Origin of the sequence: Rathayibacter sp. PhB151, from assembly GCF_004366415.1 — a bacterium.
GTDB lineage: Bacteria > Actinomycetota > Actinomycetes > Actinomycetales > Microbacteriaceae > Rathayibacter > Rathayibacter festucae.
On sequence record NZ_SOEN01000010.1, the window covers coordinates 209296 to 221562 of the forward strand.

Below are 12267 nucleotides of genomic sequence, written 5' to 3' on the forward strand. Positions count from 1 at the left end.
GCCTCGCGATCGGCGACATCCCGGAGGAGGTGGTGCTCCCCGAGACGATGACGGCGGCGGTCATCGACGCCCCGGGCGACTGCTCGGTCCTCCACCTGGCGACGGTGCCCACGCCGACCGCGATCAACGCCGAGTTCGCCGTCAAGGTGATCGCGGCGGGAGTGAATCCGCTCGATGTGAAGACGCGCGCGGGAAAGGGAGTCGCCGCGCAGATCCCCTCCTACCCGGCGGTGCTCGGCCACGACTTCTCCGGCATCGTCGTCTCGAGCCCCTATCCGGCGCACCCGCTGCGCCCCGGCGACGAGGTCTACGGCTTCGTGATGGTGCCGCGCTACTCCGGCTCCTACGCCGAGTACGTCAGCGTCCCGAGCGTCTCGCTGGCCCGCAAGCCGTCGACGCTCTCGCACGTCGAGGCGGCGGGGGTGCCGCTCGCTGCGCTGACCGCCTGGGGCATGGTCGTCGAGCTGGCGAAGGCGCACGAGGGCCAGCGGATCCTCATCCACGCAGGCTCGGGCGGCGTCGGGCACTTCGCGGTGCAGTTCGCCGCCTACTTCGGCGCGTCGGTGATCGCGACCGGCTCGACCCGCAACCTGCAGTGGCTGCGCGAGCTCGGCGCCGATCAGGTCATCGACCACACCACGGAGCGCTTCGACGAGCTGCTGCACGGCGTCGACGTGGTGATCGACCTCGTCGGCAACGTGCACGACAGCACGGGCTCCCGATCACTGTCGGTGCTGCGCCCCGGTGGGCTGATCGTCAACGCGCCGACCGGCAGCTGGCCGGAGTTCTTCGAGGAGGCGGCGGCCGCGGGAGTCCGCGCCTCCACCTTCCGCGTCGCCCCCGACGGCGCCACCCTCGGCGTCGTCTCACGCCTGCTGGAGTCCGGCGACGTCCGCGTCTTCATCGACGGCGTCTTCCCGCTCTCCGCCGCCGGCGCCGCGCACGCGCAGCTCGAGACCGGCCACACCCGCGGCAAGCTCGTCCTCACGGTCGCCGAGGGCTGACCCGCCCCCCTCCCCTCCCGCGAGATGCCACTTGTGCACGCGACACGCCGTGTCGGGCGTGCACAAGTGGCATCTCGCGAAGGGGAGCAGGACGTCAGGGCAGGGGGCGCTCGAGGACGAAGTCCTCCTCGAGGCGGCCGCCGACGAGGAAGTGCCGGACGCCGACGGGCACGAAGCCGTGCTTCGCGTAGAAGCGACGCGCGCGCTCGTTCTCCTGGTTCACGCCGAGCCAGACGCTGAGGGCGCCGATCGCGCGCGCCTCGTCCAGGGTCGCGGCCATCAGCCGTGCCGCGATGCCCGAGCCGTGCCGGTCGGGCAGCGCGTAGCACTTGCTCAGCTCGATCGTCGGCCGGACCGCGACCGCGACCGCCGCCTCGGGGTCGGACGGCTCGCCCCGCACGAGCATCGTGTAGCCGAGCGCCCCGGGGTCGTCCTCCGCCAGGAACAGCACGCGGCCGGGATCAGCGAGGTAGCCGCGGAAGCGCTCGACCGACAGCACGGTGCGGATGAAGTCCGCCTTCGCCTCCTCCGTGACGTGCGGCGGGCAGGCGAGCGGGAACGTCGCGGCCGCGACCGCGGCGAGCTCCTCCGCGTCAGCGGCCGAGGCGCGGCGGACGGTCACGGGGTCGGCGATCGGGGGCAGGGAGTCGGACACGCCGTTCAGTATGCCCGGCGCGCGCGACTCCCCCGGAACGACGAAGGAGGGGACCCGCCGAAGCGGATCCCCTCCCGTCTCTGCTTGCGCAGCTCAGTGCTGTGCCGAGGCTCAGGCCAGGACGTTGACGTCCAGCGGGATGCCGGGGCCGAAGGTCGTCGAGACGGCGGCCTTCTGGATGTAGCGGCCCTTCGAGGAGGACGGCTTCAGGCGGACGATCTCGTCGAGAGCCGTCTTGAAGTTCTCCTGGAGCTGCTCCTCCGTGAAGGCGGCCTTGCCGACGACGAGGTGCACGTTGGCGTGCTTGTCGACGCGGAACTCGATCTTTCCGCCCTTGATCTCGGTCACGGCGCGAGCCACGTCCGGGGTCACGGTGCCGGTCTTCGGGTTGGGCATGAGGCCGCGGGGGCCGAGCACCTTTCCGAGACGGCCGACCTGGCCCATGAGCTCCGGGGTCGAGACCGCGGAGTCGAACGAGGTGTAGCCGCCGGCGACCTTCTCGATGAGCTCGGCGCCGCCGACCTCGTCGGCGCCCGCGGCGATCGCGGCCTCAGCGGCCGGACCGGTCGCGAACACGATGACGCGGGCGGTCTTGCCCGTGCCGTGCGGCAGGATGACCGTGCCGCGGACCATCTGGTCGGCCTTGCGCGGGTCGACCCCGAGCTTGAGCGCGACCTCGACGGTGCTGTTGAACTTCGCGGAGCCGGTCTCGCGCGCGAGCGCGACGGCCTCGTCGGCGGTGTAGAACTTGCCCTCTTCGAGCTTGGCGGCGGCGGCCCGGTAGGCCTTCGACTTCTGTGCCATGTTGTTTCTCCTTGAAACGAGAATGTGGTTCTAGAGCCTGGCGGGCTCTCCCACGGGATGTTGGAGTTCTGTAGTGCTGCGTCGGAACCGACTCTGCACGAGTGTCATGCGACCCCATTGAGGGGTCGCCGTCACGTCACACGCTCTTCCGCGTTCGGCGATCCACTGGATCGCCGGGCTGCCGCCTTTGATGGGCATCACGGTCGAGCAGTGCGCCGCACTACTCGACCGTGATGCCCATCGACCGAGCGGTGCCCGCGATGATCTTCGAGGCGGCCTCGATGTCGTTCGCGTTCAGGTCGGCCTGCTTGGCCTCGGCGATCTCGCGGACCTGCGCCATGGTGAGCTTCGCGACCTTCACGGTGTGCGGGGTCGACGAGCCCTTGGCGACGCCGGCGGCCTTCTTGATGAGCTCCGCCGCGGGCGGGGTCTTCAGGATGAAGGTGAACGAGCGGTCCTCGTAGACGGTGATCTCGACGGGGATGACGTTGCCGCGCTGCGACTCGGTCTGCGCGTTGTACGCCTTGCAGAACTCCATGATGTTGACGCCGTGCTGACCGAGCGCCGGACCGATCGGGGGGGCCGGGTTAGCGGCGCCCGCCTTGATCTGGAGCTTGATCAGGCCGGTGACCTTCTTCTTGGGGGCCATTCAGGATTCCTTTTCTCAGGGTTCGAGTGGTCGGGGGCTCCCGGCCGCTCTCCCGCGCACCCGGCGGGGCCGGATCGCGGTGGAGGAGGGTCGGTCGGCGCGCACGCGGACGGGCGCCGACACGAAAACCCGTACGAGCTTACACGGCGGAGGCCCTCCCCGACAGTGCGGGAAGGGCCTCGGCCGGACGGGGGTCCGTCGTCAGAGCTTGGTGACCTGGTCGAACGACAGCTCGACCGGGGTCTCGCGCTCGAAGAGCGACACGAGCACCGTGAGCTTGCCGCTCTCGGGCTTGATCTCGCTGATCGAGCCGGGAAGACCCGCGAACGAGCCCTCCTTGATCGTGATGGTCTCGCCGATCTCGAAGTCGACCTCGGCGGGCAGCACGCGCTGCGTCTGCTTCTGACCCTTGACGCCGGCCGTCTTGGACGGCGCGACCTCCTTGATCTCGACCAGGCTCTTCAGCATCGTGAAGGCCTCCTCGAAGCGCAGCGGCGTCGGGTTGTGGGCGTTGCCCACGAATCCGGTGACGCCCGGGGTGTGCCGGACGACCGACCACGAGTCCTCGTTGAGGTCCATGCGCACCAGCACGTAGCCGGGGATGCGCACGCGGGTGACCATCTTGCGCTGGCCGTTCTTGATCTCGACCACGTCCTCCATCGGGACCTGGACCTCGAAGATGTAGTCCTCGGCCTCGAGGGAGACCTTGCGGTTCTCGATGTTCGACTTCACGCGCTTCTCGAAGCCCGCGTAGGAGTGGATGACGTACCACTTGCCCATCTTGCCGCGCAGCTCGGCGCGGAACGCCTCGTACGGGTCGATGTCGGCGAGGTCCTCGCCCTCGGCCTCCGCGTCCTCCGCGGCGACCTCGGCCTCGTCCTCGACGGCCTCGAGGGCCGCTTCGGCCTCCTCGACGGTGTCGATGTGCGCTGCCTCGTCGACGGCCGAGTCGGCCTCGGGGTCGTCCACGGAGCCGATCGCGTCGAGCGCGGCCTCGAGGTCCGACGCGAGGTCGTCCTCGGACTCGTTCTCGTCGATGACGCTCAGGGCGCCCTCCTCGGCGGGCTCGACGGCGTCCTCAGCCTGGATCTGGGTGTCGCCCTCCTGAACCTCGTCGACCTCGGACGACTGCTCGGCGGCGGTGACCCAGTCGACGTCGTCGCGGTTTCTGTCAGACACTCGTAACTCTCTCTCGATCGATCGGCCGCGTCCCGTCGGGAATCGCGTGCCGCTGCCGTCGGCGTCCCCCGCTCGTGCGGACGGGACGCTCCCGGGTCGGGTGGCGGGGGTCAGGACGCCGGTGTGCCGAACACGTAGGTCACGGCGAGCGCGAACACCCAGTCCAGCAGCGACACCAGCGCCATCATGATCACGACGAAGATCAGGACCACGACGACGTAGTTGCCGAGCTCCTTGCGCGTCGGCGTGACGACCTTCTTCAGCTCGGCGATGACCTGCCGGATGAAGAGGGCGATGCGCGCGAACGGACTGCGCCGCGCCTCGCGCTGCTGATTGGCGATCGCGACGACGTCCTCGCTCGGCTCGTCGACTGCTTTCCCGGCCACCTGCACGCACCTTTCCCGCACCGGAACCTCCGGTGTGGCCGACCGCCCGTGGGCGGTCCTGGACCGATGACCGCTGCATCGCGGGGACCGCGAGCGACGGGCATCGATGTGCAGGGCGGACAGGGCTCGAACCTGCAACCTGCGGTTTTGGAGACCGCTGCTCTACCAATTGAGCCACCGCCCTATGGATGCCGTTGCGAGCATCCGAGGAGGAGTCGAACGTCTTCGGGAGCCTCAGCAACCGCCTCGGGCGCTGTGAATCCTGGCAGCGTTCGACTACCGCAGACGAGTGTACGTGGACCCGCTGGACGTGTCCAGCCGGGCGCGACCCGTCGCCTGGAGGCCCCCGCGCCCGCGCGATACGCTGGCCGTCGTGTCCTCCACCACGCGTATCTCCGCCCGCATCGCCGCCATCGCCGAGTCCGCGACCCTCAAGGTCGACGCGAAGGCGAAGGCCCTCCAGGCCCAGGGGCGGCCGGTGATCTCCTACGCCGCGGGCGAGCCCGACTTCACCACGCCGCAGCACATCGTCGAGGCCGCGTCGGCCGCGGTGCTCGACCCGAGGAACTACCGGTACACGCCGGCGGCCGGCCTGCCCGACCTCCGCGAGGCCATCGCCGAGAAGACCGCGCGCGACTCCGGCTGGGCCGTCGAGGCGTCGCAGGTCGTCGTCACCAACGGCGGCAAGCAGGCCGTGTACCAGGCGTTCCAGACCCTCCTCGACGAGGGCGACGAGGTGCTCGTCCCGACGCCGTACTGGACCACCTACCCCGAGGCGATCAAGCTCGCCGGCGGTGTGCAGGTCGACGTCTTCGCCGGCGCGGACCAGGGCTACCTCGTCACCGTCGAGCAGCTCGAGGCGGCGCGCACCGAGCGCACCAAGGTCCTCCTCTTCGTCTCCCCCTCCAACCCCACCGGCGCGGTCTACTCCGCCGAGCAGACCCGCGAGATCGGCGAGTGGGCCGAGGAGCACGGCCTCTGGGTGATCGCCGACGAGATCTACCAGAACCTGGTCTACGCGGCCGAGGGCCAGGACGACGCGAGCCCGCTCACCCGCGCCACCTCGATCGTCGAGGCCGTCCCCGCCCTGCGCGACCGCACGATCCTCGTCAACGGAGTCGCCAAGACCTACGCGATGACGGGCTGGCGCGTGGGCTGGATGGTCGGCCCCGCCGACGCGATCAAGGGCGCCTCGAACCTGCAGTCCCACCTCTCGAGCAACGTCTCGAACATCTCGCAGCGCGCCGCGATCGCCGCCCTCACCGGCCCGCAGGAGCCCGCGGAGGAGATGCGCCTCGCGTTCGAGCGCCGCCGCGGCACCATCGTCGACGCGCTCAACGCCATCGACGGCGTCGACTGCCCGACCCCCGGTGGCGCGTTCTACGTGTACCCGGACGTCCGTGGACTGCTGAACCGCGAGTGGGACGGCGTCACGCCCACCACCTCGCTGGAGCTCGCCGACCTGATCCTCGAGAAGGCCGAGGTCGCCACCGTCCCCGGCGAGGCCTTCGGACCCAGCGGCTACCTCCGCCTCTCCTACGCGCTCGGCGACGACGCGCTGCTTGAAGGCGCGAAGCGCCTTCAAGCGCTGTTTCGTTGAGCTGATCTCCTCCTTCGTCGTCGATCAGCCGCGGTCGGAGGTGTCACTGAGCTGATCTCCTCCTTCGTCGTCGATCGGCCGCGGTCGGCCTCGTGAGGTGGATGCGTCCGCAGAGCGTCCTGCGTCCGCGCACGACGATTCGCTGGCACGCGAATCGCCGGTTGCGCTCGGCTCTGCTTCCGCGACTTCCGGGCGGTGTCCGTCCCGGGCGGTGTTCGGGCCGGCGGGTGCGGGGTCGCGAGAGGCCGGTTGTGGGCGTGACACGCCGGGTGGGGTGGGCGCAAGTGGGGGCTCGTGGGGCGGATGACTGTCGTCGGGGGGTGGGACAGGGCACCCTGGGGGGATGACGCCTGACGACGCCGTTCGTGTCCGTGATCTGCGGAAGGACTACGGGGGTGCGCCCGCCCTCACCGGGGTGTCGTTCGAGATCGCGCGCGGCGAGACGTTCGCACTGCTCGGGCCCAACGGGGCGGGCAAGTCGACGACGATCGAGATCCTCGAGGGCTACCGCGACCGCTCGGGCGGCGAGGCATCAGTGCTCGGCGTCGATCCGCGGCACGGCGACCTCGCCTGGAAGTCGCGACTCGGGATCGTGCTGCAGTCCAGCGGCGAATCGGGCAACGCCACGGTCCGCGAGCAGATCGCCCACTTCGCGAGCCTCTACCCGAGCCCGCGCGACGTCGACGAGACGATCGAGGCGGTCGGCCTCACGGCGAAGGCGCGCTCGCGCATCGGCAAGCTCTCCGGCGGGCAGCGCCGCCGCGTCGACGTGGCGCTGGGCATCGTGGGCCGTCCGGAGCTGGTGTTCCTCGACGAGCCGACGACGGGCTTCGACCCGGAGGCGCGGCACGCGTTCTGGGATCTGGTCGCGCTGCTCAAGAGCGAGGGCACGACCATCCTGCTCACCACGCACTACCTCGACGAGGCGGCGCACCTCGCAGACCGGGCCGCGGTCATCGCGGGCGGCCGGCTCCTCGCGATCGGACGGATGGACGAGATCGGCGGCGACGAGGCCCGCGTGCCGATCGTCCAGTGGCAGGAGGACGGCGCGCGGCGTCGCCTCCGCACCACGGAGCCGGCCCGCGTCGTCGCCGAGCTGAGCGCCCGCCTCGGCGAGCCGACGGCCCTCGAGGTCCTCCGGCCCAGCCTCGAGGACATCTATCTGGACCTGATCCGCGACGACCGCGCCGGAGACACCGCCCTCGACGTGATCGGAGAGCCGGCATGAGCGCCGTCGCCGCCCCCCGCCCCGCCCTGCGCACCGGTGTCGGCCGCACCCTCCGGCTCGGCGCCGCCCGCGCCCGCTACGAGGTGCGCTCGTACTTCCGCGCGCCGGACCAGGTGTTCTTCACCTTCCTCTTCCCGGTGCTGCTGCTCGCGATCTTCTCGGTCGCGTTCGGGGACGGCGCGGTGATGCAGGCGAACCCGCAGGACCCGGGCATCAGCATGGCCGAGTACTACGTGCCGGGACTCGCGGCGGCGGGCATCCTGCTCTCCGGGGTGCAGAACCTCGGCGTGGACATCGCCATCGAGCGCGGCGACGGCACGCTCAAGCGCCTCGCCGGAGCACCGCTGCCCGTCCTGAGCTACTTCCTCGGCAAGTTCGGCCAGGTGCTCGTGACGAGCGTCGCGCAGACGGGGCTGCTGCTCGCGGTCGCCGCGACCGTGTTCTCGGTGCCGCTGCCGACCGACGGCGGTCGCTGGGCGACCTTCGCCTGGATCTATCTGGCCGGAGTGGCGACCTCGGCGATCCTGGGCATCGCGGTCTCCGCCCTCCCCCGCACCGGGAAGAGCGCGACGGCCGTCATCGTCCCGCCGCTGCTCGTGCTGCAGTTCGTCTCCGGGTCGTACCTCTCCTTCACGACCCTGCCGGACTGGCTGCAGACGATCGCGAGCGTCTTCCCGCTCAAGTGGATCGCGCAGGGCATGCGGGCGGTCTTCCTGCCGGCCGACTTCGAGCAGGCCGAGGTCAACGGCGACTGGGACCTGACCGGGGTCGCGATCGCCCTCGGCGTCTGGCTGGTCCTGGGCCTGATCGCGAGCCGCCTCACCTTCCGCTGGATCCGCCGCGACGCCTGACGCCCACGATGCTGGTCGAGTAGCCCCGCAGGGGCGTATCGAGACCCACCGTTCCCCGGAGGGCGGGGACGCGCGCCGCGCAGTCCGTGGCGCGGGGAGTCAGACGGTGGTGCCGACCACCACGGGCTCGGGGTGCAGCAAGATCCCGAACTCGGCGAGCACGCGGCCCTGGACGTAGCGGGCGAGCTCGGCGATCTGCTCGGCGGTCGCTCCGCCCCGGTTCGTGAGTGCGAGGGTGTGCTTGCTCGACACCGCGGCGCGCGAGCCCGGGAGCGAGAAGCCGCGGGCGATCCCGGCGTGCTCGATGAGCCAGGCGGCGCTGAGCTTGACCCGTGCGTCGGGCGAGGCCGGGGCGGGCAGCCGGATCGGCGCCCCCGCCTCGACGTCGGCGAGGGCGGTCACCAGCGGGGCGTCGCTCGCCGGAGTCTCCGGCCATCTCGGCGCGGTCGGCGGCAGGCCGCTCGCGGCCGCGACGGTGACGATCGGGTTGGTGAAGAAGGAGCCGGCGCTGGCGGTGTCCGGATCGTCCGGATCGAGCACCATCCCCTTCGCGCCGCGCAGCCGCAGCACGCTCGCGCGCACTTCCGCGAGTGGCACGCGGTCGCCCAGCTCGACGCCGAGCGCACTGGCCAGCTGACCGTAGGCGACGGGAGCGCCGAGACCTGCTCCGCCGACGTCCTCGAGAGCGAACTCGACGGCGAGGACGGCGCCGCGTCGACCCTGCTTGACGGCGGAGGTCCGGTAGCCCAGCTCGAGCTCGGCCGCCGTCAGCCGCACGGGCTCCTGCGCGCCCTCGTCGAGGAAGTCGACCGCGACGAGGGTGTCGGAGAGCTCCTGGCCGTAGGCGCCGATGTTCTGCACCGGTGACGCGCCGACCGTCCCGGGGATGCCGCTGAGCGCCTCGAGTCCCGCCCAGCCGCGCTCGACGGTGGCGGCGACCAGGCCGTCCCAGGATTCGCCCGCCTGCACGCGGAGGTGGACCGCGCCGGGCCGGTCCGTCTCGAGCCGCTCGATCCCGGTCGTGCGCACGCGCACCACGGTCCCCTCGACTCCGTCGTCGCCGACGAGGAGGTTGGAGCCGCCGCCGAGCAGCAGCCAGGGCTCGTCGTCGGCCCACACCTCGCGGAGGGCGGCGACCAGCTCGGCCTCGGTGGCCGGCTCGAGCAGGCGCTCGGGCGCCCCGCCGACGCGCAGCGTCGTGAGAGAGGAGAGGGCGGGAGTCGTCATCGGGCGATCAGGCCAGGGAGACGCGCGCCTGGGCCTTGCCGAGCACGGCCTGGCCGCCGAAGGTCACCGCGAGGTCGACCCGTGCGATGCCCGCCTCGGCGTCGATCGCGCCGATCTTCGCGACGACGTCGAGCTCGGCGCCCTCCTTGGGGTCGACGACGACGGGCCGCGTGAAGCGGACCTGGTAGTCGACGACACGGCCGGGATCGCCGACCCAGTCGACGACGACCTGCACGGCGGTGCCCATCGTCAGCATGCCGTGGGCGAGCACGCCGGGCAGCCCGACCTCGGCCGCGACGTCGTCGCGGTAGTGGATCGGATTGAAGTCGCCCGAGGCGCCGGCGTAGCGCACGAGCGAGCCGCGCTCGAGGTGGAAGCGCCGCTCGCCGACGACGTCGCCGACGGTGAGCTCGGACAGGACGGGGCGCTCGGCGCTCATTCGTCTCCCCTGACGACGAGGGTGGACAGGGCGGTGACGACGTGGGCGCCGTCGGCGTCGACCATGGTCGACTGCGTGGTGATCATCGAGTGCGCGCCGAGCTGCTTGATGCTCGCGACCGAGAGGGTCGCGGTCAGCTCGTCGCCCGCGACGATGGGGCGCGAGTAGCTGAAGCGCTGGTCGCCGTGGACGACCCGGCTGAAGTCGATGCCGGCGTCCGGCGCGGCGAGCAGCTGGGCGAGGGTGAACTCCTGCACCACCACGGCGAAGGTCGGCGGGGCGACGACGTCGCGGTAGCCGGCACGGCGCGCGGCCTCGGGGTCGAGGTGGAGAGGGGACTCGGCGGAGACGGCGCGCGCGAACTCGCGCACCTTCTCGCGGCCCACCTGGTAGGGCTCCGTCGGCGCGAACACGCGCTCGGTGAGGTCGGGGTTCACTGGCACCCGGCCATCTTAGGCGCTGGCCTCGGAAGCCTCTCGGGCCCCCGGCGCCCTCCGAGGCCCCTCCCCCTCGACGGGGGTCATGCACGTATGACCATCGACAATTACCCACGCGCGTATGGGTGACCGCGGACGATTCTTCTCCGAAGCTGGCGAGCATGTCCACACCTGACCCCGAACGCGACTGGATGACCTACGCCCGCGAGCTCGGCACGAACCTCCACCGCGCCCGGATGGCCAAGGGCGAGAGCCAGGAGCGCATCGCCCACGCCGCCGGACTGGCGGGCTACACCTACCAGAAGTTCGAGAAGGGCGAGTCGAAGCCGGGCTCGCCCGCGAACCCGCAGCTGAAGACGCTCTTCGCCCTCTGCGAGGCCCTCGACATCGAGCTCTCCGACCTGCTGCCGCCGAACCCGCCCCGCTCATCCGGCGCCGCCGGGACCGAGTAGCCGCAGCGTCGCCTCGACGCCGCGCGCCAGCCGCGCCGCCGCGCTGAGATCGAGGTCCACCGCGCCGAGACCGTCGGATTCGAGGCGCAGCCGCTCCTCGCCCCGGCCGCCGGGCCGGCACAGCGAGACGTGCACGACGGCGGCGACGGGCTCGCCCGCCGCGCCCTCACCGCACCAGAGCACGAGCGGGAGCGACTGCGCCCGGGAGCGGTGCAGCCGCTCCTCGGGGCACTCGATCTCGTCGTGCTCCCCCGCGCACCAGCGGGGGCATCCGTCGTCGTCTCGCCTGTTCTGTCGTCCGTCCATGTTCCGCACCAATCGTTCGAGGCGCACAGCACACCAGGCGGCACCGACATCGCGGCGGGCCCGCCGACCGGATCCCCCGGGGATGTGGACAGGCACCCGGCACCTCCCCCCTGTGGAGGAATGCTGTCACTGTGCCATACCGAGATGGCGGCCCCGCGGGCCGCGTCAGCGGTGGACGATCAGCCAGGTCGCGACGGCCGTCGTGGCGCCGCGGTTGATCATCCGGTGGCCGCGCTCGCAGGGGAACGTGATCGCGTCCCCCGCCGCGAGGACCACGGTCTCGTCCTCGAACTCGACGGTGAGCTCGCCGAGCGTGACGGTCCCGATCTCGATCCCGTCGTGGCGCAGGAACCGGCGCTGCGCGGTCGAGGTCGCCCCCGGAGGATAGGTCGACTCGAAGAAGTCGACCGCGTCGACGGGCTGCGGCGCCAGCCGGCGGAAGAGCACTCCGCCCTCGAGGAGGACGGGAGCGACCTCGCCCGCGCGGACCACGGCCGTCGTCGCCCCCGGGTCCTCTCCGCCGCTCGGCGCATCCGGCCCACCGGCCGCCGCGCCGCCGGCGGCGGTCTCGTCGAAGACGGCGGAGAGCGGGACGCCGAGAGCGCCGACCATCGCGATGAGGCGCCCGACCGACGGCTGCATCGCTCCCCGCTCGATCTGCGAGACGGCGCTGGCCGAGATGCCGAGCTCGCGGGCGAGCGCGCGCAGCGACATCCCTGACGCGAGACGCAGCTCGCGCAGGCGCGCGCCGACGCCTTCGCCGACCGCCCCGGGAAGCGCGGCGACGACGTCCGGAGCCGCGGAGACCCCGGAATCCCGGGCGGTCTCGTCGGTGGGCATGCGGGACGCCGTCCTCTCCTCGGTGATCGTCACACAGCTGTAACGGGGGCGAAACGAACGCGGCCCGGCGGAGCCCTAGGTTCTCCCGTGTGAAGTCATCACTTCACACGATCCGACAGCCCACCGCTCGCGCGGAGGCGGCCGATCGCCACGGCCGACCGCCTCGACCACCCTGACACATCCGCTCCGTGCGCCCACCCGCGCACGCCC

At 71.6% G+C, this 12267-nt stretch carries 15 protein-coding genes and 1 tRNA gene; 5 read left to right on the forward strand and 11 right to left on the reverse strand.

Translation table 11 applies throughout. The annotated features are described in order from the left end of the window. Positions 1–47 precede the first annotated feature (47 nt). A complete protein-coding gene (locus tag EDF35_RS17930; RefSeq protein WP_133963354.1) occupies positions 48–1004 on the forward strand; it encodes an NADP-dependent oxidoreductase in 957 nt (318 codons plus the stop codon). A 94-nt stretch (positions 1005–1098) separates the two neighbouring features. Here the strand turns inward: EDF35_RS17930 and EDF35_RS17935 are convergent, their stop codons facing one another. The 6 genes from EDF35_RS17935 to EDF35_RS17955 all read right to left on the reverse strand — a co-directional run bounded on the left by EDF35_RS17935 (position 1099) and on the right by EDF35_RS17955 (position 4861). Next, the gene (locus tag EDF35_RS17935; protein ID WP_243840051.1) at positions 1099–1659 is read right to left on the reverse strand and encodes a GNAT family N-acetyltransferase; all 561 of its coding nucleotides are present in this window, start codon (positions 1657–1659) and stop codon (positions 1099–1101) included. 111 nt (positions 1660–1770) lie between these two features. Continuing rightward, positions 1771–2463 (reverse strand): 50S ribosomal protein L1, encoded by a 693-nt coding sequence (gene rplA / locus EDF35_RS17940; protein ID WP_123447821.1) that lies wholly within the window; start codon positions 2461–2463, stop codon positions 1771–1773. 220 nt (positions 2464–2683) lie between these two features. Next, positions 2684–3112: a 50S ribosomal protein L11 gene (rplK, locus tag EDF35_RS17945; RefSeq protein ID WP_133963315.1), complete on the reverse strand. Its 429-nt coding sequence runs from the start codon at positions 3110–3112 to the stop codon at positions 2684–2686. A gap of 201 nt (positions 3113–3313) precedes the next feature. Continuing rightward, a complete protein-coding gene (gene nusG, locus EDF35_RS17950; protein ID WP_166674162.1) occupies positions 3314–4291 on the reverse strand; it encodes a transcription termination/antitermination protein NusG in 978 nt (325 codons plus the stop codon). Positions 4292–4401: 110 nt separating this feature from the next. Next, positions 4402–4677, reverse strand: a complete 276-nt coding sequence (secE, locus tag EDF35_RS20930) for a preprotein translocase subunit SecE (RefSeq protein ID WP_123447877.1) — start codon at positions 4675–4677, stop codon at positions 4402–4404. Between the two features lie 111 nt (positions 4678–4788). Continuing rightward, positions 4789–4861, reverse strand: a tRNA-Trp gene (locus EDF35_RS17955). 189 nt (positions 4862–5050) lie between these two features. Here EDF35_RS17955 and EDF35_RS17960 point away from each other — a divergent pair. The 3 genes from EDF35_RS17960 (at position 5051) to EDF35_RS17970 (ending at position 8356) form a co-directional block, all read left to right on the forward strand. After that, a complete protein-coding gene (locus tag EDF35_RS17960) occupies positions 5051–6277 on the forward strand; it encodes a pyridoxal phosphate-dependent aminotransferase (protein ID WP_133963317.1) in 1227 nt (408 codons plus the stop codon). A 343-nt stretch (positions 6278–6620) separates the two neighbouring features. Beyond that, positions 6621–7505 carry an ABC transporter ATP-binding protein gene (locus EDF35_RS17965; protein ID WP_123733705.1) on the forward strand — a complete coding sequence of 295 codons (885 nt, stop codon included), beginning with the start codon at positions 6621–6623 and terminating at the stop codon, positions 7503–7505. Then, complete coding sequence (locus EDF35_RS17970; RefSeq protein WP_133963318.1) at positions 7502–8356, forward strand: ABC transporter permease; 855 nt, start codon at positions 7502–7504, stop codon at positions 8354–8356. Before EDF35_RS17965 ends, EDF35_RS17970 begins: the two co-directional genes overlap by 4 nt. Positions 8357–8455: 99 nt before the next feature. Here EDF35_RS17970 and EDF35_RS17975 read toward each other — a convergent pair whose 3' ends face one another. Genes EDF35_RS17975 through EDF35_RS17985 form a run of 3 tightly spaced genes read right to left on the reverse strand, consistent with a single transcriptional unit; the run spans position 8456 to position 10465 of the window. Next, positions 8456–9583 carry a UDP-N-acetylmuramate dehydrogenase gene (locus tag EDF35_RS17975; protein WP_133963319.1) on the reverse strand — a complete coding sequence of 376 codons (1128 nt, stop codon included), beginning with the start codon at positions 9581–9583 and terminating at the stop codon, positions 8456–8458. 7 nt (positions 9584–9590) lie between these two features. Continuing rightward, entirely contained in the window at positions 9591–10022 is a 432-nt protein-coding gene (locus tag EDF35_RS17980; protein ID WP_133963320.1) for a MaoC family dehydratase, read from the reverse strand. Continuing rightward, the gene (locus EDF35_RS17985; protein WP_133963321.1) at positions 10019–10465 is read right to left on the reverse strand and encodes a MaoC family dehydratase N-terminal domain-containing protein; all 447 of its coding nucleotides are present in this window, start codon (positions 10463–10465) and stop codon (positions 10019–10021) included. The genes EDF35_RS17980 and EDF35_RS17985 overlap by 4 nt, the downstream gene beginning before the upstream one ends. A gap of 155 nt (positions 10466–10620) precedes the next feature. On the opposite strand from EDF35_RS17985, the gene EDF35_RS17990 reads away from it, so the two are divergent. Beyond that, entirely contained in the window at positions 10621–10911 is a 291-nt protein-coding gene (locus EDF35_RS17990) for a helix-turn-helix transcriptional regulator (protein WP_123447830.1), read from the forward strand. On the opposite strand, the gene EDF35_RS17995 is transcribed toward EDF35_RS17990, so the two are convergent. Then, on the reverse strand, positions 10885–11217 hold the full coding sequence (locus EDF35_RS17995; protein WP_127887382.1) for a hypothetical protein: 333 nt from the start codon (positions 11215–11217) through the stop codon (positions 10885–10887). The two genes, EDF35_RS17990 and EDF35_RS17995, sit on opposite strands and share 27 nt — an antisense overlap. Before the next feature lie 165 nt (positions 11218–11382). Continuing rightward, entirely contained in the window at positions 11383–12057 is a 675-nt protein-coding gene (locus tag EDF35_RS18000) for a helix-turn-helix domain-containing protein (RefSeq protein WP_133963322.1), read from the reverse strand. Positions 12058–12267: the final 210 nt, after the last annotated feature.

Coding starts and splice junctions, on each gene's coding strand:
- EDF35_RS17930 (WP_133963354.1), top strand. CDS start 48: ATGACGGCGGCGGTCATCGACGCCCCGGGCGACTGCTCGGTCCTCCAC.
- rplA (WP_123447821.1), bottom strand. CDS start 2,463: ATGGCACAGAAGTCGAAGGCCTACCGGGCCGCCGCCGCCAAGCTCGAA.
- rplK (WP_133963315.1), bottom strand. CDS start 3,112: ATGGCCCCCAAGAAGAAGGTCACCGGCCTGATCAAGCTCCAGATCAAG.
- EDF35_RS17965 (WP_123733705.1), top strand. CDS start 6,621: ATGACGCCTGACGACGCCGTTCGTGTCCGTGATCTGCGGAAGGACTAC.
- EDF35_RS17970 (WP_133963318.1), top strand. CDS start 7,502: ATGAGCGCCGTCGCCGCCCCCCGCCCCGCCCTGCGCACCGGTGTCGGC.
- EDF35_RS17975 (WP_133963319.1), bottom strand. CDS start 9,583: ATGACGACTCCCGCCCTCTCCTCTCTCACGACGCTGCGCGTCGGCGGG.
- EDF35_RS17980 (WP_133963320.1), bottom strand. CDS start 10,022: ATGAGCGCCGAGCGCCCCGTCCTGTCCGAGCTCACCGTCGGCGACGTC.
- EDF35_RS17990 (WP_123447830.1), top strand. CDS start 10,621: ATGTCCACACCTGACCCCGAACGCGACTGGATGACCTACGCCCGCGAG.
- EDF35_RS17995 (WP_127887382.1), bottom strand. CDS start 11,217: ATGGACGGACGACAGAACAGGCGAGACGACGACGGATGCCCCCGCTGG.
- EDF35_RS18000 (WP_133963322.1), bottom strand. CDS start 12,057: ATGCCCACCGACGAGACCGCCCGGGATTCCGGGGTCTCCGCGGCTCCG.